The 23,220-nt window shown below is 71.8% G+C and carries 21 protein-coding genes; 8 read left to right on the top strand and 13 right to left on the bottom strand.

Translation table 11 applies throughout. From position 1 onward, the window contains the following. The first annotated feature begins 9 nt into the window (after positions 1 to 9). Entirely contained in the window at positions 10 to 333 is a 324-nt protein-coding gene (locus OG447_RS00795) for an STAS domain-containing protein (RefSeq protein WP_030153791.1), read from the top strand. 181 nt (positions 334 to 514) lie between these two features. Continuing rightward, a complete protein-coding gene (locus OG447_RS00790; protein ID WP_266934230.1) occupies positions 515 to 3,082 on the top strand; it encodes an ATP-binding protein in 2,568 nt (855 codons plus the stop codon). A gap of 95 nt (positions 3,083 to 3,177) precedes the next feature. On the opposite strand, the gene nucS is transcribed toward OG447_RS00790, so the two are convergent. Then, positions 3,178 to 3,849, bottom strand: coding sequence for an endonuclease NucS (gene nucS / locus OG447_RS00785; protein ID WP_266934229.1), 672 nt, complete (start codon positions 3,847 to 3,849; stop codon positions 3,178 to 3,180). Positions 3,850 to 4,069: 220 nt separating this feature from the next. Here nucS and OG447_RS00780 point away from each other — a divergent pair, with 220 nt between their 5' ends. Then, positions 4,070 to 4,462, top strand: a complete 393-nt coding sequence (locus OG447_RS00780) for an SCO5389 family protein (RefSeq protein WP_030660337.1) — start codon at positions 4,070 to 4,072, stop codon at positions 4,460 to 4,462. Positions 4,463 to 4,511: 49 nt separating this feature from the next. On the opposite strand, the gene OG447_RS00775 is transcribed toward OG447_RS00780, so the two are convergent. Next, positions 4,512 to 5,543 carry an LLM class flavin-dependent oxidoreductase gene (locus OG447_RS00775; RefSeq protein ID WP_266934228.1) on the bottom strand — a complete coding sequence of 344 codons (1,032 nt, stop codon included), beginning with the start codon at positions 5,541 to 5,543 and terminating at the stop codon, positions 4,512 to 4,514. 250 nt (positions 5,544 to 5,793) lie between these two features. On the opposite strand from OG447_RS00775, the gene OG447_RS00770 reads away from it, so the two are divergent. After that, on the top strand, positions 5,794 to 6,147 hold the full coding sequence (locus OG447_RS00770) for an ATP/GTP-binding protein (RefSeq protein ID WP_266934227.1): 354 nt from the start codon (positions 5,794 to 5,796) through the stop codon (positions 6,145 to 6,147). 6 nt (positions 6,148 to 6,153) lie between these two features. Here OG447_RS00770 and OG447_RS00765 read toward each other — a convergent pair whose 3' ends face one another. From OG447_RS00765 to mce, 7 genes are all read right to left on the bottom strand, one after another. After that, positions 6,154 to 7,002, bottom strand: a complete 849-nt coding sequence (locus tag OG447_RS00765) for an ABC transporter permease (RefSeq protein WP_266934226.1) — start codon at positions 7,000 to 7,002, stop codon at positions 6,154 to 6,156. Further along, positions 6,999 to 8,114: an ABC transporter ATP-binding protein gene (locus OG447_RS00760; RefSeq protein WP_266934225.1), complete on the bottom strand. Its 1,116-nt coding sequence runs from the start codon at positions 8,112 to 8,114 to the stop codon at positions 6,999 to 7,001. The genes OG447_RS00765 and OG447_RS00760 overlap by 4 nt, the downstream gene beginning before the upstream one ends. A gap of 175 nt (positions 8,115 to 8,289) precedes the next feature. Next, complete coding sequence (locus tag OG447_RS00755; protein ID WP_266934224.1) at positions 8,290 to 9,066, bottom strand: ABC transporter permease; 777 nt, start codon at positions 9,064 to 9,066, stop codon at positions 8,290 to 8,292. Positions 9,067 to 9,068: 2 nt separating this feature from the next. Beyond that, complete coding sequence (locus OG447_RS00750) at positions 9,069 to 10,064, bottom strand: ABC transporter ATP-binding protein (protein ID WP_266934223.1); 996 nt, start codon at positions 10,062 to 10,064, stop codon at positions 9,069 to 9,071. Between the two features lie 100 nt (positions 10,065 to 10,164). Further along, on the bottom strand, positions 10,165 to 11,103 hold the full coding sequence (locus OG447_RS00745) for a cellulose-binding protein (protein WP_266934222.1): 939 nt from the start codon (positions 11,101 to 11,103) through the stop codon (positions 10,165 to 10,167). Positions 11,104 to 11,297: 194 nt separating this feature from the next. Continuing rightward, complete coding sequence (gene scy / locus OG447_RS00740) at positions 11,298 to 15,815, bottom strand: polarized growth protein Scy (RefSeq protein ID WP_323181708.1); 4,518 nt, start codon at positions 15,813 to 15,815, stop codon at positions 11,298 to 11,300. Positions 15,816 to 15,947: 132 nt separating this feature from the next. Continuing rightward, on the bottom strand, positions 15,948 to 16,376 hold the full coding sequence (gene mce / locus OG447_RS00735; RefSeq protein WP_266934220.1) for a methylmalonyl-CoA epimerase: 429 nt from the start codon (positions 16,374 to 16,376) through the stop codon (positions 15,948 to 15,950). A 137-nt stretch (positions 16,377 to 16,513) separates the two neighbouring features. Here mce and OG447_RS00730 point away from each other — a divergent pair, with 137 nt between their 5' ends. Both OG447_RS00730 and meaB read left to right on the top strand, forming a co-directional pair. Beyond that, positions 16,514 to 17,713 carry an acetyl-CoA C-acetyltransferase gene (locus OG447_RS00730; RefSeq protein ID WP_266934219.1) on the top strand — a complete coding sequence of 400 codons (1,200 nt, stop codon included), beginning with the start codon at positions 16,514 to 16,516 and terminating at the stop codon, positions 17,711 to 17,713. A 43-nt stretch (positions 17,714 to 17,756) separates the two neighbouring features. Further along, the gene (meaB, locus tag OG447_RS00725; RefSeq protein ID WP_266934218.1) at positions 17,757 to 18,716 is read left to right on the top strand and encodes a methylmalonyl Co-A mutase-associated GTPase MeaB; all 960 of its coding nucleotides are present in this window, start codon (positions 17,757 to 17,759) and stop codon (positions 18,714 to 18,716) included. A 162-nt stretch (positions 18,717 to 18,878) separates the two neighbouring features. Here the strand turns inward: meaB and OG447_RS00720 are convergent, their stop codons facing one another. From OG447_RS00720 to OG447_RS00705, 4 genes are all read right to left on the bottom strand, one after another. Further along, positions 18,879 to 19,355 (bottom strand): MarR family winged helix-turn-helix transcriptional regulator, encoded by a 477-nt coding sequence (locus tag OG447_RS00720; RefSeq protein WP_266938691.1) that lies wholly within the window; start codon positions 19,353 to 19,355, stop codon positions 18,879 to 18,881. Between the two features lie 64 nt (positions 19,356 to 19,419). Beyond that, positions 19,420 to 20,220: an AIM24 family protein gene (locus OG447_RS00715; RefSeq protein ID WP_266938690.1), complete on the bottom strand. Its 801-nt coding sequence runs from the start codon at positions 20,218 to 20,220 to the stop codon at positions 19,420 to 19,422. A 211-nt stretch (positions 20,221 to 20,431) separates the two neighbouring features. After that, positions 20,432 to 21,082 (bottom strand): AIM24 family protein, encoded by a 651-nt coding sequence (locus tag OG447_RS00710; protein WP_266934217.1) that lies wholly within the window; start codon positions 21,080 to 21,082, stop codon positions 20,432 to 20,434. Then, positions 21,082 to 21,720 (bottom strand): AIM24 family protein, encoded by a 639-nt coding sequence (locus OG447_RS00705; protein WP_266934216.1) that lies wholly within the window; start codon positions 21,718 to 21,720, stop codon positions 21,082 to 21,084. Before OG447_RS00705 ends, OG447_RS00710 begins: the two co-directional genes overlap by 1 nt. Before the next feature lie 165 nt (positions 21,721 to 21,885). On the opposite strand from OG447_RS00705, the gene OG447_RS00700 reads away from it, so the two are divergent. After that, positions 21,886 to 22,230: a DUF3817 domain-containing protein gene (locus OG447_RS00700; RefSeq protein ID WP_266934215.1), complete on the top strand. Its 345-nt coding sequence runs from the start codon at positions 21,886 to 21,888 to the stop codon at positions 22,228 to 22,230. Next, the gene (locus tag OG447_RS00695) at positions 22,227 to 22,523 is read left to right on the top strand and encodes an MTH1187 family thiamine-binding protein (RefSeq protein ID WP_266934214.1); all 297 of its coding nucleotides are present in this window, start codon (positions 22,227 to 22,229) and stop codon (positions 22,521 to 22,523) included. The genes OG447_RS00700 and OG447_RS00695 overlap by 4 nt, the downstream gene beginning before the upstream one ends. Positions 22,524 to 23,220 lie beyond the last annotated feature (697 nt).

Genomic DNA, 23,220 nt, shown 5'->3' with positions numbered 1-23,220 from the left:
GGAGTACACATGCACATCAGGGGCGACCACGCCGAACTCGCTGTCGGGGGTCGTCTCGACGTGCGCAGCGCGGCGGACGCCCGTACGGCCTTGCACACCGCCCTCGACGACGGCCACGGCGATCTCGTGCTCGACCTCACCGGGCTCGACTCCTGGGACGCCACCGGACTCGGCGTGATCATGGGCGCGCACCGCAGGGCCGGCCGGACCGGGCGGCGCCTCGTCCTGCGCGGAGTGCCGCCGCAGATGCAGCGGCTGCTCGTCGCCACCCGCCTGCACCGGATCCTCGCGATCGAGGGCGGACTGGAAGCCGAGTCCCTGCCCCGGGTGTGAATACTGTGTTCCGGTTTCCTGCGGAAACGTAACGGTCCGGTGGTGATGGCACCCCTGCGGTACCGGTGCGCGCGGCCACGGTCTAGGGTTCGGGCGGAAAACCGGACCAGTACGAGAGCGGCGTGCGAAGGCCGGGCGGTACGACGGCGAGGCGCACGGCCCGCGATCGGGGGACTTGGTCATGGACCGAACAGAGAAGCAGGCCGATCCGCAGGAGCAGCCCTCCGGCCCGCCCGGAGCGCCTGGCATGTCCGGAACGCCCGGAACGCCCGGAACGCCCGCGCGGATCGTCACCCTGACCGCCGGGGAGTACACCCTCACCGTCAACCCGGTCGACGGCAGTGAGATAGAACCGCACCGCCCCGGCGCCGAAACCGGCCGCCCCGCCAAGCGCGACGCGGCCGCCCGCAGGGCCCGGGACGAGGCCGCACGGCCGCCCGTACTGCCCGGCCCGCACCTGCCCGCCACGCCGCTGCTGGAGCGCGCGGAGGAGAAGGAGCGGCTCGTACGGCTGCTGGGCCGGGGCCGGTCCGTACGGCTGACGGGACCCGCCGGATCGGGCCGCACCGCCCTGCTCGACACCGTGGCCGACGCCTGCGCGGGCCTCGCGCCCGACGGCGTCGTACGGCTCTCCGGGCGCGGCTACCAGCAGCCCCTGGAGCTGCTGTACGCGCTGTACGCGACCGTGTACGAGGCCACGGAGGTGCGGCCGGACCGGATCGACCTCCTCGCCCGCGTCCGCGACATCGGCGCCGTCGTCCTCCTCGACGACCTGGAGATCGGCGGCACCGCCCTCGACGAACTGCTGCGCGCCACCCCCGAGTGCGCCTACCTGCTGGCCGCGACCCCCGACATCAAGTCCCCCTCCGACGACTCGCACCTGGAGGAGGTCTTCCTCGGCGGGCTCGGCAAGGCCGACTGCCTGGAACTGCTGGAGGCCGGCCTCGGACGGCCCCTGACGGACCTGGAGAGCGCCTGGGCGAGCGACCTGCGGTTCGCCTCCGAGGGGCTGCCGCTGCGCTTCGTACAGGCCGCCGCACTGCTGCGGCAGCGGGACGAGCTCAACCACGCCGCCGAGGACGACGACGAGGAAGAGCCCGGAGTCTTCGAGGAACGCCCGCGCGACACGGCCCAGGTACCGCTGCCGACGCTGGCCGAAGGCGCGGCCCCCGCCGAACTGCTGGCCTCGCGCGTCAGCGAGTCGGCGCGCGCGGCCCTGCGCATCGCGTGCGCGCTGGGCGGGGAGATGCCGCACCACGCGCACCTGCCCGCGCTGGTGGGGGACACCCACGCGGACACGGCGGTGGCGGAACTGCTGGGCTGCGGGCTGCTCACCCCGGTCGGCGCGCGCTACCGGCTGGCCGCGGGCGTGGCCCGGCAGCTGGAGGAGGCCGGGTACGGGGAGACCGCGCCGGAGGAGGCCCGTACGGCCGCCCGGCACTACGCCTGGTGGACCGGGCACACCTCGGTGACCCCGGAGCGGGTCGCGGTGGAGACGGACGCGGTGCTCGCGGCGCTGGGCGGCGCCGACGTGGTGGCTGCCGTACTGCTGGCCCGTACGGCCGCTCCGGCGTTCGCGGCCTCGCTGCGCTGGGAGGCGTGGGAGCGGGTGCTGCGCGCGGGTTCCGAGGCCGCCCGGAAGGCGGGCGAGGTCGCGGAGCAGGCGTACTTCCACCACGAGCTCGGCGTGCTCGCGCTGTGCGAGGGCCGGCTGGACCGGGCGCGGGCCGAGCTGGAGGCGTCGATCGGGCTGCGGGGTGCCCTCGCCGACAAGCGGGGCACCGTGGCGGGCCGGCGGGCGCTGGCGCTGGTCACGGACCGGGAGACGGCCGCGGCCGGGGCGGCTGTGTCGCCGCCGCTGCGGCTGGAGCCGCCGGTGGGGCCGTCCGCCGCCCCGGAGGCCGTGACGCGGCCGACTCCGCTGGGTGCGCTGGGTCCCGCGAAGCCGGCCGGCCCGGCGGCCGTGACGGCTCCGCTGTCCTCGGCGGCTTCGGAGGCGGTGACCCGGGTGGCGCCCGTGACGCCGGTGAAGCCCGTGACCCCGGTGAAGTCGGTGACGCCCATGGCGTCCGTAGCGCCGGTGACGCCCGTGACGTCCGTGACCCCTGTGACGCCCCTGACGCCCGTGACCCCCGTAACGTCCGTGACCCCCCTGGAGTCGCAGGCGCCGGGCGTACGGCGCCCGGTGAACCCGACGACGCTGTCGCAGGTGTTCGAGGACGCCTTCCCGATGGCGCCGAAGTCCGCCCCCGAGCCCGCACCGGAACCCGCGCGGCGGCCCGACCGGCGCCGCCCCGCCCTGCTGGCCGCCGCCGGGGTGTTCACGGTGGTGGCGCTGGGCACGGTGGTGAGCCTGACGATGGGCTCCCCGGACGCCCCGTCGGCGCCCTCGCACGGGCCGTCGGGGTCCCCGACCCCGAAGCCGCTGCTGCCTCAGGTGGTGCCGAGCACCGGCGGGAACGATCCTGCACCGGAGCCGCCCGCGTCCGCCCCGCAGTCGGAGGAAGCCCCTTCGCCGGAGCAGAGCGACAACACCCCGGCGCCCGGCCGGACCCCGGTCCGTACCCCGTCGCAGCGCCCGTCCCCGACGCCGCCGAAGTCCCCGACGCCGCCGACCGGTTCGCCGACGCCCACGCAGTCCTCCCCGGACCCGACCGTGTCGCATTCGCCGTCGCCCGTACCCACGGAGACCGCGGCGTCGCCCACGGCGCCGCCCGTCACGAACTCGGTCTCGGCCTCCGCGACGTGACCGCCGGGCCCCGTCCGCACGGCCCGTCCGTCAGGACGGGGCCCGGGCGGGGCCGGTCAGAACAAGCCACGGCCCGGGCGGGGACGGTCAGTCGGTCAGAACAGGCGGAGCTTGTCGTCCTCGATGCCGCGCAGCGCGTTGTAGTCCAGCACCACGCAGTCCATCCCGCGGTCGTTGGCCAGCACCTTGGCCTGCGGCTTGATCTCCTGCGCCGCGAAGATTCCCCGGACCGGGGCCAGGTGCGGGTCGCGGTTGAGGAGCTCCAGGTAGCGTGTCAGCTGCTCGACGCCGTCGATCTCGCCGCGCCGCTTGATCTCCACGGCCACCGTCGCACCGGAGGAGTCCCGGCACAGGATGTCCACCGGGCCGATGGCCGTCATGTACTCGCGCCGGATCAGGGTGTAGCCCTCGCCCAGCGTGTCGATGCGGTCGGCGAGCAGCTCCTGGAGGTGCGCCTCGACGCCGTCCTTGATGAGCCCCGGGTCGGTGCCCAGCTCGTGGGAGGAGTCGTGGAGGACTTCCTCCATCGTGATGATGAGCTTCTCGCCCGCCTTGTTGACGACCGTCCACACACCGGCGTCGTCACCCGTCCCCTCCTTGAGGGTGCACGGAGGGGACATCCAGTTGAGCGGTTTGTACGCCCGGTCGTCCGCGTGGATCGAGACACTGCCGTCAGCCTTCACGAGGATCAGACGGGGTGCCGAGGGCAGATGGGCGGTGAGCCGGCCCGCGTAGTCGACGGAGCAGCGGGCAATGACGAGACGCATGGTCGGCAACGCTACTCGACCGACGGGCCTCCACGCGATTCGCCCCTGAAAGCCCCGTTCGCGGATGGCGCGTTGTATGCGCATTCTCCTGGTGCGCCACCCATGGGGCGCCTACCGTGGTGAGCGGGAGGTTGCCGAGCGTGCACGCTGCGTCGCGGCCTCCTTCCCTGCCCGTAAGACTCCGGCAACCCAAATAGCCGGGGTCGCGAGAGGAGAACCCATGTCGCTCGACGTCTCACCGGCCCTACTCGAACAGGCCGAGCGAGGCGAGGTCGACGAAGCCGCCTTCGTCGACTGCGTCCGGACCTCCCTGCCCTACGCATGGGAGATGATCAGCTCGCTGGTGGCCCAGCTGAAGGTGGACGGCGGACAGTTCGCCGACAACCAGACGCCGCCGCCCGACGAGCAGGCGCGCGGGCAGTTGCTGCGCGCTCTCGCGAGTGACGCGATACGCGGTGCGCTGCAGCGGCACTTCGGAGTACGCCTGGCCTTCCAGAACTGTCACCGGGTAGCGGTGTTCCCGCTGGATCCCTCGGTGGACGACCGGCTGGCCAAGTTCACTTCGATCCGCGGCCAGCTGCTCAACCAGTCGCCCGAACTGCGGGACTGCTAGCAGTTCTCGTACTTTCGCTGCCGCTCCGCGACGGGGGCGGCAGCCCTTCTCAGCCGAGACGGGGCAGGACTTCGGCGCCGAGGCGCCGGACGTTCTCCTCCGTCGCGGCGAGATCGCCGGAGCCCTCCGACAGCAGCGCGAACCGCGTGATGCCGGTGCGCTCGGAGGTGGCCGCCAGCCGGTCCGCCGCCCGCTTCGGGGTGCCCACCGGGTGCAGTTCGCACAGGAGCTCCGTGTACGCAACCGGATCCCGCATCGCGCGCGCCCGGCCGTCCACCGTCACATGCGCGTCCAGGCCCTGCTTCAGCCATCCCGGCAGCGCCTTCAGCAGCACCTCGCGGGCGTCCGCCGAGCGGTCCGCCAGCTGGCACACCCCGGCCGACACGTGCCCCGCTCCGGCCACGTGCTCCGGCGGGTGGCCCGCCGCCAGCGCCGTACGCCGCCACAGTGCGACCATCGCCGCCTTGTCCTCGTCCCCGCAGTGCATGCCCAGCAGCATCGGCAGCCCCCGCTCCGCGGCCAGTCGTACCGACGTCGGCGACGTGCAGGCCACGATGACCTCCGGACCGGTCCCGTCCCCGTCCAGCGCCTCCGACGGCCGCGGTACGACGGCCACCTCGCGGAAGGCGTACCGCTCGCCGGAGGCACCCACCCGCGCTTCGGTCAGCCAGCGCCGCAGCAGGTCCAGGGCTTCCGGGAAGCCGTTCTCGTACGCGTCCGCGCCGCCGCCGAACACCTCCAGGTCCACCCACGGGCCGCCGCGCCCCACCCCGAGGGAGAACCGGCCGCCCGAGGTCAGGTGCAGCAGCGCCGCCTGCTCCCCGAGGGCCACCGGATGGACGTTCGGCAGCACGCTCACCGCCGTGCCGACCCGCAGCCGGCGGGTCCGGCCGAGCATCAGGGCCGCCAGGGTCACCGCCGACGGGCAGACCCCGTACGGGACGAAGTGGTGCTCGGCGAGCCAGACCGAGTCGAGCCCGGCCTCCTCGGCCACCTCGGCGGTCCGTACCGCCCTGTGCAGTGCCTCACCCTGTCCCTGACCCGGGAACTGGGCCGCCAGAATGAACGCTCCTACGCGCATCGCCTTTAGCCTCCTCGCGGCTGGCGCGGCCTCCCCCAGGTGGACCGGCTTCTTGATCCATTACGACTAACGTCTTACTGGCAACAACGTCTGACACGTGCCAAAGGCACGGCCTGACAGGAAAGTTATTGGGATTGTCGGGCCAGTCCCCCCGGTGCGGCCGCTTCTGTCGGACACCCTGCGGCTACCCGGGCTCGCTGCGCGTAGTCTGGGAGAAAGTCACTGCCGTCCGCCCCTCCGTGAGGTATACGTGTCACCGCGCCACAACCGCCCCAGGGGCGGCGGGAATCCAGCCGACCGTTCGGACTCGGGTGCCGGCTCGGGGAGCGGCCCGGGCGGCATGGACCGGTACGGGCTGGAGCGCACCGAGGAGTACCAGGGCGAGGACTGGAAGGTCCGGCACGTCGCCGGCGCCAGCGCGCAGGGCAAGCGCTACCGCTGCCCCGGCTGCGACCAGGAGATCCCCTCCGGCACCCCGCACCTGGTGGCCTGGCCGGAGTACGGCGGCGTGGACGACCGGCGCCACTGGCACAAGGCCTGCTGGAACGCGAAGGACCGCCGCACCTCGCGGGTGCAGCGGTCCCGTAACGCGCCGAAGTACTAGGGGCGTCTAGACGTCCCGGCGGCCGACCGTCGCGTACGAGGCGGCCACCGCGCCGCCCGTGACCAGCAGGATCAGCAGCAGGTGGGAGAAGTCGGAGGGCGCCGCGCCGGTCTCGCTGCCGCCCGGCATGCCGAACAGCTGCATCATCGCCACGGGCGCGTTGTACGTGATGATCGTTTCGCCGATGGGCATGGTCTCCCGCCAGCTGATGAGCATCGCGCCTATCACCGGCGGGAGCGTGACGAGGCCCAGCATCACAGCGATCGCCCCGGCCGAATGCCTCAGCAGCGCGCCGACGGCGAGCGCGAGCACCCCGAGGAGGGTGACGTAGAGGCTGCCGGCCAGCGCGCCGAACCACTCGGACACCCCGTGCGGTCCCGCGCCCGGGCCGCCGTGCACGATCGCGGCGGCCGTGCCGACCAGGCCGACGGACCCGGTGGTGGCCACGAGGGCGGTGAGGCTGAACACGACGTACTTGGCGGTGAGCACCCGGTGCCGCTCCGGGGCGGCGGTGAAGGTGGTCCGCACCAGACCGGTGGCGTGCTCGGAGGTGATCGTCAGGACGCCGAGGACTATCACCGCGATCTGCCCGACCAGCAGGCCGAACAGGGCCGGCGAGGTGTACGCGATCTCCCGGAAGGCGCCGTCGTCGGTCTGCGTGATGACGAGCAGCCCGATCCCAACGACGACCACCACGAGGGAGCCGAGCGTCCACACCGTGGAGCGCACGGAGGTCATCTTGGTCCACTCCGAGGCGAGGGCGTGCCCCAGGTACGGCCGCGACGTGGGCAGCGGTGCGGGGCCGGCCGTCGCCGGGCCGGTCGTCGTCGCGCCGCTGGGCGTGGGGCCGGTCATCGGGCGTCCTCGGGGTTGTTCTGGGCGGCTCCGGCGAGCTCGCCGGGGCTGCTGGGCATCAGGAAGGGCTGCCCGCCCGCGCCGGGCGGCGGGGGCGCGTAGAAGCCGCTCTGCGGGACCTCGGGAGCCTGCGGCTCCTCCTCCCACGCCGGGACGCTCAGCGGCTCCGGCTCCCACAGCTCGGCCCGCGGGTCATCGGAGGAGGTGTACTCGACGGAGGACTGGGTCATCCGCATGTAGGCCTCCTCCAGCGAGGCCCGGTGGGGTGACAGCTCCCACAGCCGTACGCCCGCCTCGTGCGCGAGATCCGAGATGCGCGGCAGCTCCAGCCCGGTCACGCGCAGTGCACCGTCGGGCTCCTGGAGGACCCGGCCGCCCGCCTTGGTCAGGGTCGCACCCAGCGTGTCCCGGCCATCCGGATCAGTGTCGGCCGCGCGTACCCGAGCGAATCCGGCCGAGTTGTGCGTGATGAACTCCTGGGTGCCCATGTCGGCCAGCAGCCGCCCCCGGCCGATCACGATCAGGTGGTCGGCGGTCAGGGCCATCTCGCTCATGAGGTGCGAGGAGACGAAGACGGTGCGGCCCTCGGTGGCGAGCTGCCGCATGAGGTTGCGGACCCAGAGGATCCCCTCGGGGTCGAGCCCGTTGACCGGCTCGTCGAACAGGAGCACCTGCGGGTCCCCGAGCAGGGCGGTGGCGATGCCGAGCCGCTGCCCCATGCCGAGCGAGAAGCCCTTCGCGCGCTGGCGGGCGACGTCCTGGAGGCCGACCACGGCCAGCACCTCGTCCACCCGCCGCTCCGGGATCCCGGAGAGCTGCGCGATGGACAGGAGGTGGGTACGGGCCCGGCGGCCGCCGTGGACGGCCTTGGCGTCGAGCAGGGCCCCGACGTGCCGCTGGGCGTTCGGCAGCTCCCGGAAGGGGCGGCCGTTGATCGTGACATGACCGGACGTGGGCCGGTCGAGGCCGACGATCATGCGCATGGTGGTGGATTTCCCGGAGCCGTTGGGCCCCAGGAATCCGGTGACGTGCCCCGGCCTGACCTGGAAGGACAACTGGTCGACGGCGGTCTTCACGCCGAAGCGCTTCGTCAGTCCGACTGCCTCGATCATCTTGCTGCCCCTTACCAGGCCGGGACGACTTTCGCCCGCGTAAGGGTTAAGAGGATAACGAGTCTCCCGCGGTTCCGTCCCGGGCCGATCCCTGAGCTGCCCCTGAGACCGACCCGGGGATCACCCGTAGTACGGAAGACGTCCGTCCTGCGACGGACCGGAGGAGATCCGTCCGTCAGGCGTCGCGCTTCTTGAGGACCAGGTAGCCCCCGAGTACCGCGGCGAGCGCCCACAGCGCCATGAGCCCGAGACCGCCCCACGGCCCGTAGGGCACGTCCGAGTCGGTCATGGACGCCGGCACGGTCTGCATGATCGCGGAACCGGCCTGGTTGGGCAGGTAGTAAGCGATCTTGCGGGTGGCGTCGACCACGCTGAGGACGATCGGCAGGACCAGGATGAAGGTGATCAGGATGACGATCGAGGCGGCCGTGTTCCGCAGCATCATCGACACGCCGATGGCGAACAGCACGAGCAGCGCCATGTACAGGCCCACGCCGATCACCGCGCGCAGCACGTTCTCACCGCCCAGCCCGATGCCGTGGTCGCCGAGGAGTGCCTGGCCGAGGAAGAAGGACACGAAGCCGGTGGCAAGGCCCGCCACCAGCGCCAGGACGGTCGCCGCGGTGACCTTGCCGAGGAGCAGGCGGGCGCGGCTGGGTACGGCTGCGAGGGAGGTGCGGATCATGCCGGTGCTGTACTCGCTGCCGACCACCATCGCCCCGAAGACGAGCATCGCAACCTGTCCCAGGAGCATCCCGGAGAAGCTCATCTGGGTGGCGTCGAAGGTGACCTGCTGGGTCTCGGGCAGGTCTTCGAAGGTCGCGCTGACCACGGCGCACAGCCCGGCACCGATGGCGACGGTGATCAGGAACGCGGTGGCGAGGGTCCAGCTGGTGGAGGCGACCGTACGGATCTTGGTCCACTCGGAGTTCAGAACTGCGGAGAAGGCCATGGTCACTCGCCGCCCTTGCGCGTCGCCTCGAAGCCGGCGCCCCACGCGGGTACGTCGGCGGGCCGGGCCGGATTGTGCAGCGGGCCCCCCGGCGCGTGGGCGTGGTACTCGACGGAGTCCGCCGTCATGCGCATGAACGCTTCTTCCAGTGAAGCCCGTTGCGGGCTGAGTTCGTGCAGGACGATCTGGTGCTGGGCGGCCAGCTCGCCGATTTGCTCGGCGGTCACCGCGTCGATCTCCAGCGTGCCCGTGCCGGGCACCTGGACGGCAGCGATGCCGGATTCGTGCAGTACGTCCTTCAGCCGCTCCTGCTGAGGGGAACGCACGCGTGTGTAACTGCGCGAGTTCTGGTGGATGAAATCGGCCATGGACGTGTCAGCCAGCAGCTTTCCCTGTCCGATCACGACCAAATGGTCTGCGGTCAGGGCCATTTCGCTCATCAAGTGAGAAGAAACGAAGATCGTCCGGCCTTCCGAGGCCAGCCCCTTCATAAGATTCCTGATCCAGAGAATCCCCTCGGGGTCCAGACCATTGACGGGTTCGTCGAACATCAGGATCTCCGGATCGCCGAGCAGGGCGGCGGCGATTCCCAGCCGCTGCCCCATACCGAGCGAAAATCCTTTCGACTTCTTCTTCGCCACGGCCGTCAACCCGACCATGTCCAGCACCTCGGAGACCCGGCTCTCCGGGATCCGGTTCGACTGGGCAAGGCAGAGAAGGTTGTTGTAGGCGCTGCGGCCGCCGTGCATGGCCTTGGCGTCCAGCAGTGCGCCGATGTACTTCAGTGGCTCCGGCAGGTCCCGGTAGTGCTTCCCGTCGATCCGGACCGTCCCGCTGGTCGGATTGTCGAGGTCGAGCATCATGCGCATGGTCGTGGACTTCCCGGCCCCGTTGGGGCCGAGGAAGCCGGTCACCACCCCCGGTTTGACCTGGAAGCTGAGGTGGTCCACGGCGGTCTTCGCGCCGAATCGTTTGGTAAGGCCCTCAAGCTCGATCATGGGGCCACGCTAGAGCGCCGAAGGGCCGTATGTCACCTCGAACAGGTGACATACGGCCCTGATGTGACGGTTTCGCTACCAGCGAGTAGAAATCGGCGTACTAGCGGCTCTGCTGCGCCGGGACACCACGGGTGACCGGCTCGTCGTCGACGATCGGGGTGGCCGCCGCGACGGCCGCACCGGTGAGCGTCGCCAGCATCTCGCGGACGTTGGTGAGCTGCGCGTTGATGGAGTCGCGGCGGTTGGTGAGCGCCGCCAGCTCGCGCTCCGACTCGCTGCGGATGCGGTCGGCCTTGGCGTTGGCGTCGGCCACGATGTCCTCGGCCTGGCGCTGCGCGGTCTCCACGGTCTGGCGGGCACGGCGCTCCGCGTCCGTACGCAGCTTCTCGGCCTCCAGGCGCAGCTGCTCCGCGCGGTGCTCGATCTCCGCGAGGCGCTTCTCGGCCTTGGCCTGACGCGAGGCCAGGTCGCGCTCGGACTGCTCACGGCGCTTGGCCAGGTTGGTCTCGAAGTCCGCGGCGGCCTGGGCGGCCTTCGCGCGGGTCTCCTCGAACAGCGCGTCGGCCTCCTCGCGCTTGGAGGCGGCGTCCTTCTGGGCCTCCGCGCGCAGTGTCGACGCGTCGCCCTTGGCCTTCTCGACGATGCGGACGCCCTCGTCCTCCGCCTTCGACTTGCGGTCGGCGGCGAACGACTCGGCGTCGTTGCGCACGGTCTGGGCGGCCGACTCCGCGAGCTCCCGGTGCTGCTCGGCCGCGCGACGGGCCTCCTCGCGCAGGTCCTTCGCCTCCTCCTCGGCCAGCCGCAGGATCTTCTCGACCCGGGCGCCGAGACCGGCGTACGACGGCTCCGCGTCGCTCACCTGGGCCTGGGCGTTCTGCGTCTCGAGGTGCAACTCCTCGATCCGCTTTTCCAGAGAGTTGATACGTCCAAGGGCGCTGTCGCGGTCGGAGACCAGCTTGGTAATGCGGTCGTCCACCTGACCACGGTCGTAACCACGCCGCACGAGCTCGAAGCCGAAGGGGGAGGAAGTGTCGCTCATGGGGTTCCTGTCGAATGAGACCGATGAGGTGCTACGTGAGGTGTTAGGGGAATCCTAGGCGCCCAGGCGGCGTGTCATCGAGTCATTCCACGTTTGATCTGGACAATGACACCCCTTTTGAGTGGCAAGGCGACAGAATGCTTGTCACCCGTTCGCCTGAACCTCCATCAGGAGCACACATCCACGCGCGCCGACTAGCCCTCTGACGTCTTACCACCCGATCGAGTGGAACCCGCTGCCGCGCCGGCCTTCACGCCCCCCGCGCCCTGGCCGCCGACCGTGGGCTTCGCGCCGCCCGAAGGCGCCTCGAATGATTCCAACGCCTCAAGAACGTCCTGGACACGGGAGATCTCCGCCTGAATGTCCTCACGCCGGCGCACCAGGACCTCCAGCTCACGGCGGCCCTCCTCGACGATCCGGTCGGCCTCCGACCGGGCCTCCGCCAGAGCCGCCTCGGCCTCCCGTGACAGTTCGGCCTTCTTCTGCTCGGCCTCCTTGAGGAGCGCCTCCGCCTTGCGGACCGCGGCGATGCGCACCTTGCTCGCCTCGCTGCTCGCGTCCGACACCAGCTCCTTGGCCTTCGCCTCGGCCTCGACGCTCTGCTCGGTCGCCGCGCGCACCAGCTTGTCCACGCGCTCGCCGGCCGACTTCATCTGCTCGGCCGACTCCCGGCGGGCCCGCTCGTGCAGCTCCTCGACCTCCGCCTCGACGCGGCCGCGCAGCTCCTCCGCCCGCTCCCTTATGGCCGAGGCGTCCGTGCGCGCGCCGACCAGCAGCTCGTTCGCGTCGGTACGGGCCTTCTCCACCGTGGAGTTGCCCTCGACCGTCGCCTCCGAGGTGATCCGCGCCGCCTCCTTGCGGGCGGCGTCCACCATCGCGTCCGCCTGCTCCTCGGCCGCCGTGGTGGCGGCCAGAGCCTGCTTCTGCGCGTCGGCGGTGAGCTTGTCGGCCTCCGCCGAGGCCTCGGTGATGAGCCGGTCGACCTGCTCCGCGGCCTCGCTGCGGCGCTTGTTGGCCTGCTCGCGGGCCTCGTCCAGCAGCCGCTCGGACTCCGTACGGGCCTCGGCGCGGACACGCTCCGCCTCGTTCGCCGCCTCCGCCTTGACCCGCTCGGCCTCCGACCGGGTACGGGTCGCGTGCTCCTGCGCCGAGGACAGCGCCTCCGACGCCTCCGCGCGCAGCCGCTCGGCCTCGTTCGCGGCCTCGCCGACCGTGCGCTCGTTGTCCTTGCGGGTCTGCGCCGTGAGCTTGTCCGCCTCGGACGAGGCCTCGCCGATGAGCCGGTCCGCCTGCTCGGCGGCCTCGCTCCGCAGCCGGCCCGCCTCGGCGCGCGCCTCGTCCAGGGTCTGCTCGGACTCCCGCTCGGCGGCCGCCAGCGTCTCGTTCGCCGCGACCGTGACGCGGTCCGCCTCAGCGGTGGCCTCGCCGATGATCCGGCCGCCCTCCGCGCGGGCGTCGTCCAGGGTCCGCGCGCCCTCCGCGCGCAGCCGCTCGGCCTCCGCCGCGGCCTCGCCGACCGTGAGCTCGTTGGCCGTGCGGGTCTCGTCGACCAGCCGGTCGCCCTCGGCACGGGACTCCACCAGGATCCGCGTGGCGTCCCGTTCGGCCGCGGCCATCGTCGCCTTCGCCTGGGACGTGAGCTTCTCCGCCTCCGCGGCCGCCTTGCCGACCAGGCGGTCGGCCTGCTCGGCCGCCTCCGTGCGCAGCCGGCCCGCCTCCACGCGGGCCTCGTCCAGCGTGCCGGCCGCCTCCGCGCGGGTCGCGTCCGCGGCCACGGCCGCCTCGGCGGTGATCCGCTCGGCTTCCGCCGTCGCCTCGCCGGCCGTGGCCGCGCTGGCCGCCAGGGTCTCCTCGGTGAGCCGGTCGGCCTCCGCCGTCGCCTCGGCGACGATCCGGGTCCCCTCGGCGCGCGACGCCTCCAGGGCCTCGGCCGCCTCGCCGCGGATACGGTTCGCGTCGTCACGGGCGTCCGCCCGGGTCCGGGCCGCGTCCCGCTCGGACGCCGCCAGCGCGTCGGTGGCCTCGGTGCGCACCCGCTGCGCGTACTCGGCCGTGTCGGTGCGCAGCTGCTCCGCCTCGGCGATCGCGTCGCCGACGGTGCGCTCGGCCAGCGCCTTCGCCGCGTCGGTCTCGGCGCGTGCCTCGCTGCGGACCCGGTTCGCGTCCTCGGTGGCCCGCTCGCGTTCCGCGTAGGCGTCGGCGCGGACCCGCTCGGACTCCTCCTCGGCCTCGGTGCGCGTGCGCTGCGCCGCGTGCTCGGCGGCGCTGCGCAGCCCGGTGATCTCCTCCTCGGCCTGCTCGTGCAGCCCGGCCACGGAGTCCCGTACCTGCTGGGCGGTGGTCTCCGCCGCCGCCACCAGCTCCGACGCGCGCCGCTCGGCCTCCTCGGTCAGGCGGGCCGCCTCGGCCTGCGCCTCCTCGGAGCGCCTGCGGGCCGCGGCCAGCAGCTCCTCGCTCTGCTCGCGGGCCTGCGCCCGCTCGTTGCCGGCGTCGGTCCGCGCCGACGACAGGGTCTCCTCGGCCTCCCGGCGCCGCCGGACGGCCTCCTCCTGCGCGGCGGCCAGCGCCTCGGCGGCCTCCGCGCCGACCCGCTCGGCGGCGGTCTTCGCCTCCGCGCGCAGCCGGTCCGCGGTCTCCTGGGCCTCGGAGCGCACCCGCTCCGCCTCGGCCTCGGCCTCGCCGCGCAGCCGTACGGCGACCTGCTCGGCCTCCGCGCGGACCCGTCCGGCATCCTCGGCCGCGTCCGTGCGCAGCTGCTCGGCCTCCGCCTCCGACTGCGCCTGGAGGGTGCGGTTGCGCTCGGCCGACTCGGCCCGCAGCCGGTCGGTCTCCTCGGTGGTCTCCCTGCGGATGTTCTCCGCCGCCGCGCGGGCGTCGCGCAGGGTCTGCTCGGCCGTGCCCAGCCGGCTCTCGGCGTCCGTGTGCAGCCGTACGAGTTCCTCGTCGGCCTCCGCCCGCTTCGCGGCCAGGGCCTGCTCGGTCTCCTCGCGCCGCCGCCGGGCCTCCGCGTCCGCCTCGGACCGTACGGCTTCCGCCTGTTCCGCGGCCTCGGCGTGCAGCCGTTCGGCCTCGGCGCGGGTGCGCTCCAGGGTCTCCTCGGCCTGCTTGCGCAGGGTGGTCGCCCGCTCCACGGCCTCGGCGCGGACCCGCTCGCTCTCGGCGCTCGCCCCGCCGCGCAGCTCGTCCGCGTCCGCCTTGGCCTTGCCGAGGAGCTCCTCGGCCGTCCGGGCCGCCTCCTCGATCTGCTGCACCGCCTCGCGGCGGGCCTCGCCGCGGATCCGCTCGCCCTCGGCGACGGCCTCGGCGCGCAGCTGCTCCGCCTCGCCGCGCAGCCGCCGGGCCTCCTCCTGGAGCTCGACGGTACGGGCCCGGTACTCCTCGGTGTCGTCCTTCGCGGCGCCCTTGAGCTCGTCCGCCGTGGCCGCCGCCTGCGAACGCAGCCGCTCGGCCTCGGACTCCGCCTCGCGGCGGATCCGCTCGGCCTCCTCCGACGCCGCCCGGGTGGTGGCCCGGGCGTCCTCGGAGGCCTTGTTCAGTACGTCTTCCGCGGTGCGGGCGGCCTTCGCCAGCTGCGCCGCGGATTCCTCGGAGGCGGCCGCGCGGGCCTGCTCCCCGGCCTCGGCGCGCTGCCGCTCCACGTCGCCGCGGGCGTCCGCCAGCAGCTGCTCGGCCTCGGCCTTGAGGACCTCGGCCTCCTTGGTGGCCTCGCCGACCAGCCGGGCCACCTGCTCCTTGGCGGTACGGGTGCGCTGCTCGTTGACGGACTCCGCCGAGGCGAGCTGCCGGGAGGCGCTCTCCTTGGCCTCGGCGAGCAGCTTCTCGGCCGCGGCGCGGGCCTCGCGCAGCGCGGAGTCGGCCTCCTGCACCCGCGACTCGGCCACCCGGCCGAGGTCGAGGGTCTGCTGGCGGGTCTGCTCGGCCTCGGCCGAGGTGCTGGAACGCAGCCGCTCCGCGTGCTCGCTGGCCTCCTGGGCCTGCGAGGAGGCGGCGGTCAGCAGCCGCTCGGCCTCCTTGCGGGCGCGCAGCAGGGTGGACTCGGCCTCGGCACGGGAGGCCTCCGCCTCGGAGGTCAGCCGGCGGCGGGCCTCCTCGGCGAGGCGGGCGGCCTCGGCCCGGGCGGCGTTCAGGGCCTGGTCGGCCTCGGCGCGGGACTCCTCCATGAGCCGGCGCGCCTGGGACTCCGTACGGGCGCGCAGCTGCTCGGCCCAGGCCACGTTCTCGTTGACGTGCGCCTCGACGGTCTGGCGGCGCTCGTTGAGCTCCTGGTCCAGGCGCTGGCGGCGGTTGACGGCCTCGGTGTGCAGCTCGGCCTGGAGGCGGGACTGGTGCTCGGCGTGTTCCTGGAGGATGCGCTGGGTCTGCGCCCGGGCGTCGCGCAGCTCGCGCTCGGCGTCGGAGCGCATCTGGTCGGCCTGGATCTGGGCATTGCGGAGCAACTGCTCCGCCTGGTACCCCATGTCCGCGCCGTCGTAGGCGGGGCGGGACGCCAGAGCTCGGCGTACCTCGTGGAGCTTGGCGCGCAGCACCTCGACCTGGTATCCCAGGTCCTCAGCGTGCTGGACGGCCTTCCCGCGCTCCTTCTTCAGCCGCTCCATCTCGGCCTCGAAGCGCGAGAGGTGGTCGGCCTCGGCCTGATGGCTCTCCTGGCTTTCGTAGCCCCGCACAGCGCGGTCCCATCCGTCCCCTGGTCGCAAGCTCACTCCAATGAGCATCGCTCGCCCGCTGAACGACGCCCCCGGGGGAATGGTGTCAGATACCGGGGCAGGGGTCACAGGCCCCGACCCCGTCTCCGCACCGAACCCCGGCCGAGCCATGGCCACTCTACCGGCCGGGGAATCGGGCCATCAGTGGTCAGGGTTGGCCGTGACCAGTTCCGTGAGGACCCCGTGGCAGTCCTTGGGGTGCAGGAAGGTGATCGAGGAGCCCATCGAGCCGGTGCGCGGCTCGTCGTACAGGACGCGGACGCCCTTGCCGCGGATGGCCTCCGAGTCACCGCGGACGTCCTCGGTGCCGAAGGCGATGTGGTGGACGCCCTCCCCGTTCTTGGCCAGCCACTTGCCCACCGCGGAGTCCTCGCGGGTGGGCTCCAGGAGCTGGAGGTAGGAGGCGCCGCCGTCGGACGTCTCGTTGATCTTCAGCATGGCCTCGCGCACACCCTGCTCCTCGTTGACCTCGGTGTGGAACACCTCGAAGCCGTACGTGGCACGGTAGAACTCGACAGTTTTAGCCAGGTCGAAGCAGGCGATCCCGATGTGGTCGATTCTTGTCAGCATGGGACCAGTGCACCGCCGAGGAGGGTGGTCACGCAACGTGCCAGCGATCACACCGACAGCCCGGTGACGCCGCGGGTACCGCTCAGTACATTCATGTAAACCCTCGTTCACTCCTCATCCTCAAGGGGCTGTGCCTCATGTCCGGATCGAACAACACCACTTCAGTGATCGTCGCCGGGGCCCGCACCCCCATGGGGCGGCTGCTCGGCTCGCTGAAGTCCTTCTCGGGCGCCGACCTCGGCGGCTTCGCCATCAAGTCCGCGCTGGACCGGGCCGGAATCTCCGGCGACCAGGTGCAGTACGTGATCATGGGCCAGGTGCTCCAGGCGGGCGCGGGCCAGATCCCCGCCCGCCAGGCCGCGGTCAAGGGCGGGATCCCGATGAACGTGCCCGCGCTCACGATCAACAAGGTGTGCCTCTCGGGTCTGGACGCCATCGCGCTGGCCGACCAGCTCATCCGCGCCGGGGAGTTCGACATCGTGGTCGCGGGCGGTCAGGAGTCCATGACCAACGCGCCGCACCTGCTGCCCAAGTCCCGCGAGGGCTACAAGTACGGCGCCATCGAGATGCTCGACGCGATGGCCTACGACGGCCTCACCGACGCCTTCGAGAACATCGCGATGGGCGAGTCCACCGAGAAGCACAACACCCGCCTGGGCATCGAGCGCGCCCCGCAGGACGAGTTCGCCGCCACCTCCCACCAGCGTGCCGCGGCCGCGCAGAAGAACGGCGTCTTCGAGGCCGAGATCACCCCGGTCGAGATCCCGCAGCGCAAGGGCGAGCCGGTGATCTTCTCGCAGGACGAGGGCATCCGCCCGGAGACCACGGCCGAGTCCCTCGGCAGGCTGCGCCCGGCCTTCGCGAAGGACGGCACCATCACCGCAGGCACCTCCTCGCAGATCAGCGACGGCGCGGCCGCCGTGGTCGTGATGAGCAAGGCGAAGGCCGAGGAGCTGGGTCTGGAGTGGATCGCCGAGATCGGTGCGCACGGAAACGTCGCCGGTCCCGACAACTCCCTCCAGTCGCAGCCGTCCAACGCGATCCTGCACGCGCTGAAGAAGGAGGGGCTCCAGGTCTCCGACCTGGACCTCATCGAGATCAACGAGGCCTTCGCGGCGGTCGCCGTGCAGTCAATGAAGGACCTCGGCGTGACCCCGGAAAAGGTGAACGTCAACGGCGGCGCCATTGCGCTGGGGCACCCGATCGGCATGTCGGGCGCCCGTGTGGTGCTGCACCTGGCGCTGGAGCTCAAGCGCCGCGGCGGCGGGACCGGCGCGGCCGCGCTGTGCGGCGGCGGCGGCCAGGGCGATGCGCTGATCGTCCACGTCCGCAAGTAAGCACACCTGCCGTACCCGTACAGAGCCGAGGAGCGCAGCACGTATGACGGTGGACGTCCCCACGCTGGTGGAGCAGGCCCGCGAAGGCCGACCGCGGGCCGTGGCCAGGCTGATCTCGCTGGTCGAGGGGGCGTCCCCGCAGCTGCGCGAGGTCATGGCCGCCCTGGCCCCGCTCACCGGCGGGGCGTACGTCGTGGGCCTCACCGGGTCCCCGGGCGTGGGCAAGTCCACGTCCACCTCGGCTCTGGTGTCGGCGTACCGCAAGGCGGGCAAGCGGGTCGGCGTGCTCGCGGTCGACCCCTCCTCGCCCTTCTCGGGCGGGGCGCTGCTCGGGGACCGGGTGCGGATGTCGGACCACGCCTCGGACCCCGGCGTGTACATCCGTTCGATGGCCACCCGGGGGCACCTGGGCGGGCTGGCGTGGGCCGCCCCGCAGGCGATCCGAGTGCTGGACGCGGCCGGCTGCGAGGTGATCCTGGTCGAGACCGTCGGTGTCGGGCAGTCGGAGGTGGAGATCGCCTCGCAGGCCGACACCTCGGTGGTGCTGCTTGCCCCCGGGATGGGCGACGGGATCCAGGCCGCGAAGGCGGGCATCCTGGAGATCGGCGACGTGTACGTGGTGAACAAGGCGGACCGGGACGGCGCGGACTCCACCGCCCGGGAGCTGAACCACATGCTGAGCCTGGGGGAGTCCCGGGGGGCCGGTGACTGGCGGCCGCCGATCGTGAAGACCGTCGCCGCGCGGGGCCAGGGCATCGACGAGCTGGTCGAGGCGCTGGAGAAGCACCGCGCGTGGATGGACGAGCGCGGGGTGCTGGCGCAGCGGCGGGCGCAGCGTGCGGCGCGGGAGGTGGAGACCATCGCGGTGACCGCGCTGCGGGCCCGGATGGCCGACCTGCACGGCGACGCGCATCTGGACGCGCTGGCCGCCCGGGTCGCCGAGGGTGAGCTGGACCCGTACGCGGCCGCCGATGCGCTGCTGGCGACGCTGACCGAGGGCTGAGGCACGCGGGGCGGGTGCGGCGCCCCGTCGTGCCGGGGCGCTGCTCCGGACCCCGCGCCTCAGACGCAGGCGGGGCCGGAACGGGCCGTCAGTAGCCGTCGTTCTGCGGCCGGGAGTGGCGGACGGCGCGCCCGGCGCCCCGGGCCGTGCCGTCCGCGGGTCTCAGATCTTGCCGCGGTTGTCCCGCAGGTGGTCCGCCACGGGGACGAGCGAGTCGCGCAGCGCCGCCAGGGCCGCCGGGGGCAGCAGGTCGATGAAGTGACGGCGTACGGAGGCCACGTGGTGCGGGGCGACCTTGCGCATCGTCTCCATGCCCCCGTCCGTGAGCACCGCGTACAGGCCGCGGCGGTCGGACTCGCAGTTCACGCGGCGGACCAGGCCCGCCGCCTCCATGCGCGTGATCTGGTGGGACAGCCGGCTCTTGGACTGCAGGGTGGCGGTCGCGAGATCGCTCATCCGCATCCGGTGGTCGCCCGACTCCGAGAGGTTCACGAGGATCTCGTAGTCGTTGTTCGTGAGCCCGAAAGGCTGGAGATCCTTCTCCAGCTGGTGCATCAGCAGCCTGCTGACGTCCAGGTGGGTACGCCAGGCACACTGCTCGGCGTCGGTCAGCCAGCGGGTGGCGGTCTCGGTCTCCACGGTCTCCATGAATGAACTCTACCTAAGAAGTTGAATTACGTACAAAAATCGGATGGTCTGAGGGTCACAGTCCGAAGCGGCGCTGGAGATCACCCAGCTGCCCCGGCATCCGCGGCACGCCCAGCTGCCCCAGCGGACCCTGGCCGGCCCCCGGAACGCCCTGCGCGTTACCCGTGGCCGCACCCGCGCCGACCGTGCCGACCGCCTGCTCCGCCATCAGCATCTCCGAGGACTGCAGCAGCACCGTCCCGGCCCCCACGAACTCGAACTGGTGCTCCTCGCCCGAGGCGCCCCCGACGCCGGTGAGCGAGCGCAGCCCGCCCATCACGCCCGACATGTAGCCGTGATCGTAGTGGTGGCACGGCGAGGGGCAGTCCGCCCAGCCCACCAGGGCCTGCGGGTCCACGCGCAGCGGCGGCTCCATGAACACCACCGGTCCGTTGGACGCCGCCACGAACTTCCCGGTTCCGATCAGGGTCAGGAAGCCCGGGACGATCGACTGCTTCAGTGCGAGGGAGGGCTGGTAGGCGAGCAGGTTGCCTGATCGGATCGTCAGGTTCCCGTTCTCCAGGTCGTACGAGTTCACGTCGAAGGCCCGGTCGGCCAGCAGCATCTTGCCCTGCCCCTCGGCCACCACCCAGTCGCTCGCGTGGAGCGGGGAGTGGAAGCTGGTGCGCAGCAGGCGGTCGAAGCGGCCGTTGCCGATGCCGTTGAACTCGATGCTCCCGTAGTACGAGATCATCTTGCCCTTCTGCAGGAACCACTGGCTCCCCTTGAGCTCCACGCAGAAGGTGTACGCGTTCACGTTGTCGTCGGAGGGCAGGGTGTACGGGTCGTAGACCGTTGGGCTGCCGGCGCCGGCCATGGCAGGTCCGAAGTTCACCGGCGCTCCCCGTGCGTCGACTGATAAGGTCCCTGCTTGCGTAGCGAGAACCAAGCACGCATGTCATCTCCGAAAACTTGCGTATCCGGGCTGGTTTCAACCCGGCTGGTGTTGATCGTGGAAGACCTGACGGGCCGCTGGGCCGTCAGGCGGCGTGAGCCAGGAATCCCCGTTCTTCTGGGAGGGGGAGGATTCAAAGCTTCTCCTCGGAGGCCTGTACGTACACCGCGCCCTGGCCGGACAGCTCCAGCTGGAACGCCTCACCCGAACCGCGCCCCACCATGTCCCGCCAGCCCAGCGCCGTGGAGAGCTTGTTGCGGACGTCGCCGTGGTGGGCCACGTACGCCTGCGGGTCCACGTGGACCGGGCGCTGCGGGGTGATGGGGAGTTCGATGACCCCGCCGTGGGCCATCACGGCCACCGAGCCGTGGCCCTTGAGGGTGGTCGTGAACAGGCCCTGCCCGGTCACCTGGCCGCGCACCATGCCCATGACACCGCCCTGCGAGCCCATGAACATCGTGCCCTGCTGGAGGGTGCCGTCGAAGGCGAGCAGCCGGTCCGCCTCGACGTAGAGGGTCTCGCCGGTCAGGTTGATCACCTGGATGTGGTGGCCGCCGTGGCCGAACATCACCGTGCCGCTGCCCTCGACCGTCATCAGCGGCGTCTGCTCGTTCGCCACGCGGCGCCCGATCATGCCCATGACCCCGCCCTGACCGCCGGTCAGGCTCGGGGTGAAGGACACCTCGCCGCGGTACGCGAGCATCGCGCCGCGCTGGCTGTACATCTTCTGCCCGGGGACGACCTGGGCCTCGACCATCTTGGAGTTGACCTCGCGGAACGGCATCAGACGTCACCCCCGATGGTGTTGCGCTCGCTGGGCTGGACGTACACCAGACCCTCGCCCTCGAAGCGGATCTGGAACGCCTCGCCCGAGCCCTCGCCGATCAGGGTGCGGAAGTTCACGCCCGACTGGAACGACTGCTGGAGGTTGCCGGTGTGCGCGATGTACGCCCCCGGGTCGACGGAGAGCGGGTACTGGGCGCTCACGCGCAGCACCACCGCCGGACCGTCCGACATGATCGCCGCCTGCCCCGAACCCTCCACGGTCGTGGTGAACAGGCCGTTGCCCGTCGCCCCGCCGCGCAGGCCGGTGAAGGTCGTGCCGGTGCGCAGGCCGGCGTCGGTGCACAGCAGGTTGCTGGATTCGACGTAGAGCTTCTCGCCGCGCAGATTGACCAGATTGATCTCACTTGCGCGGTCGGCGAAGAAGCAGGTGCCGTGTCCCTGCACTTCCATCACGGTCATCTGCTCGCCGGTCAGGCGCCGGGTCACCATCCCCCGGATGCCTTCACCGCCGCCGGACATCTTCTTGAAGGCCATCTGACCGTCGTACGCGACCATGGAGCCGTTTTTCGCTTTGACGGCGTCCCCGGTCAGGTCGACGGCGAGCACCTTGCTGCCTTGGAGTCGGAACTGAGCCACGGGATGACGTTATCGGCAGCGGGCGAGCCCGAACAGGGCCCTGTGGCCGATATGCGCCACACTCGGGCGTCGGGACCCCTTTTCGGACCAGGGACCCGGGTCAAGATCCCGCAAAGCGGCTGAGACACTGGGACGGACCCTGACCTCCACACACGAAGGTTCTCCGTGGACATCAAGACCGCTTCCGCCCTGCACCGGCTGCGCCTCATCTCCGTCCCGGAGGCGCTGTCCTTCCCGGCGCTGCTGATCTTCGGCTCGCTGCTGAGCCGGATCTCGGACGTCGACTACCTGATGATGCCGCTCGGTATCCTCCACGGGGTCCTTTTCGTCATCTACGCGATCTTCCTGCTGGATGTCTGGAACAAGGCGAAGTGGCCGTTCAAGAAGGTCCTGATGTTCTTCGGCCTCGCCCTGCTGCCCTTCGGCGGGCTGTACGGCGACAAGCTGCTCAAGCGCGACGAGGCCGACAGCGTGATCGCGGCCCGTGCCCGTGAGGCGGCCGACGCGTGATCGTCGCGTTCTCCGTGACCCCGCTGGGGGTCGGCGAAGAGGTCGGCGAGTACGTGGCCGACGCGGTCCGCGTCGTGCGCGAGTCCGGCCTGCCCAACCGCACCGACGCCATGTTCACCACCGTCGAGGGGGAGTGGGACGAGGTGATGGACGTGGTCCGGCGCGCGGTGGCCGCGGTGGAGGCGCGGGCGCCCAGGGTCTCCTTCATCCTCAAGGCGGACATCCGCCCCGGTGTCAGCGACGGCATGACCTCGAAGGTCGAGACCGTCGAACGGCACCTTGCTCAGGGCTGAGCGGGCCCGTACCTGGTACCTCGTAGGTTCCTGAGCGCCCCCGGACCGCCGGCCGGGGGCGCTCGTGCGTGTCGGGGGCCTGGGGGCCTGCGGATGTGGGCCAGGCCACACACCGACTGCGGAACCGGAAGATCCGCCGACTGCGTGTACCCGGCGAGGATCACTCACCGGCGGTCCCGTCAGGGCCTCGCTCCGAGTTCCGGGGAATTCGCTGAACCAAATGCTCCGGGGACGCGGAGCGCGTCGGCGGTGCCGGACAACCCGCTCGGCGGGAGTTCTTTCCACTGCCACTCGGCATCGCAATAAACATGAGCGGTCATCTCGAGGGCCTTCTCCGCGTCCACCTGGCGTATTCACGCGGCCGCCCGGAGTGATTTCGGCGCGGGTGTCCCACATTTCACGGTCGGATCGAGCGGGAAGACGCCCGGCACCCCTGTCGTCCGCGTCGGCATCGGAGGGCGAAGTGCGTGCCCACGACGCCTCCCACGTGCTGACACCGCTGCGCAGACATCCGGGGCATACGCGGAACCACCCTTGGCCGCGATGGCCCTTCCGTATCCGCTGGGCCTGCGGGCGGGCGCCGCGAAACTGTGCAGAATCGGCCGACCGATCGTTATGTGACATGTGCTCGGACTCTCACAGGTGTCAAACCCGGCGAATCCCTTCGTCCGACCCCAAGGCGTGGTTGTCGACTTAG

Origin of the sequence: Streptomyces sp. NBC_01408, assembly GCF_026340255.1 — a bacterium.
GTDB lineage: Bacteria > Actinomycetota > Actinomycetes > Streptomycetales > Streptomycetaceae > Streptomyces.
The sequence above is the reverse complement of the archived record's forward strand: the minus strand, read 5'-3'. Positions and strand labels throughout refer to the sequence as shown.

Coding starts and splice junctions, on each gene's coding strand:
- OG447_RS00795 (WP_030153791.1), top strand. CDS start 10: ATGCACATCAGGGGCGACCACGCCGAACTCGCTGTCGGGGGTCGTCTC.
- OG447_RS00790 (WP_266934230.1), top strand. CDS start 515: ATGGACCGAACAGAGAAGCAGGCCGATCCGCAGGAGCAGCCCTCCGGC.
- nucS (WP_266934229.1), bottom strand. CDS start 3,849: ATGCGTCTCGTCATTGCCCGCTGCTCCGTCGACTACGCGGGCCGGCTC.
- OG447_RS00780 (WP_030660337.1), top strand. CDS start 4,070: ATGTCGCTCGACGTCTCACCGGCCCTACTCGAACAGGCCGAGCGAGGC.
- OG447_RS00775 (WP_266934228.1), bottom strand. CDS start 5,543: ATGCGCGTAGGAGCGTTCATTCTGGCGGCCCAGTTCCCGGGTCAGGGA.
- OG447_RS00765 (WP_266934226.1), bottom strand. CDS start 7,002: ATGACCGGCCCCACGCCCAGCGGCGCGACGACGACCGGCCCGGCGACG.
- OG447_RS00760 (WP_266934225.1), bottom strand. CDS start 8,114: ATGATCGAGGCAGTCGGACTGACGAAGCGCTTCGGCGTGAAGACCGCC.
- OG447_RS00755 (WP_266934224.1), bottom strand. CDS start 9,066: ATGGCCTTCTCCGCAGTTCTGAACTCCGAGTGGACCAAGATCCGTACG.
- OG447_RS00750 (WP_266934223.1), bottom strand. CDS start 10,064: ATGATCGAGCTTGAGGGCCTTACCAAACGATTCGGCGCGAAGACCGCC.
- OG447_RS00745 (WP_266934222.1), bottom strand. CDS start 11,103: ATGAGCGACACTTCCTCCCCCTTCGGCTTCGAGCTCGTGCGGCGTGGT.
- scy (WP_323181708.1), bottom strand. CDS start 15,815: ATGCTCATTGGAGTGAGCTTGCGACCAGGGGACGGATGGGACCGCGCT.
- mce (WP_266934220.1), bottom strand. CDS start 16,376: ATGCTGACAAGAATCGACCACATCGGGATCGCCTGCTTCGACCTGGCT.
- OG447_RS00730 (WP_266934219.1), top strand. CDS start 16,514: ATGTCCGGATCGAACAACACCACTTCAGTGATCGTCGCCGGGGCCCGC.
- meaB (WP_266934218.1), top strand. CDS start 17,757: ATGACGGTGGACGTCCCCACGCTGGTGGAGCAGGCCCGCGAAGGCCGA.
- OG447_RS00715 (WP_266938690.1), bottom strand. CDS start 20,220: ATGGCCGGCGCCGGCAGCCCAACGGTCTACGACCCGTACACCCTGCCC.
- OG447_RS00710 (WP_266934217.1), bottom strand. CDS start 21,082: ATGCCGTTCCGCGAGGTCAACTCCAAGATGGTCGAGGCCCAGGTCGTC.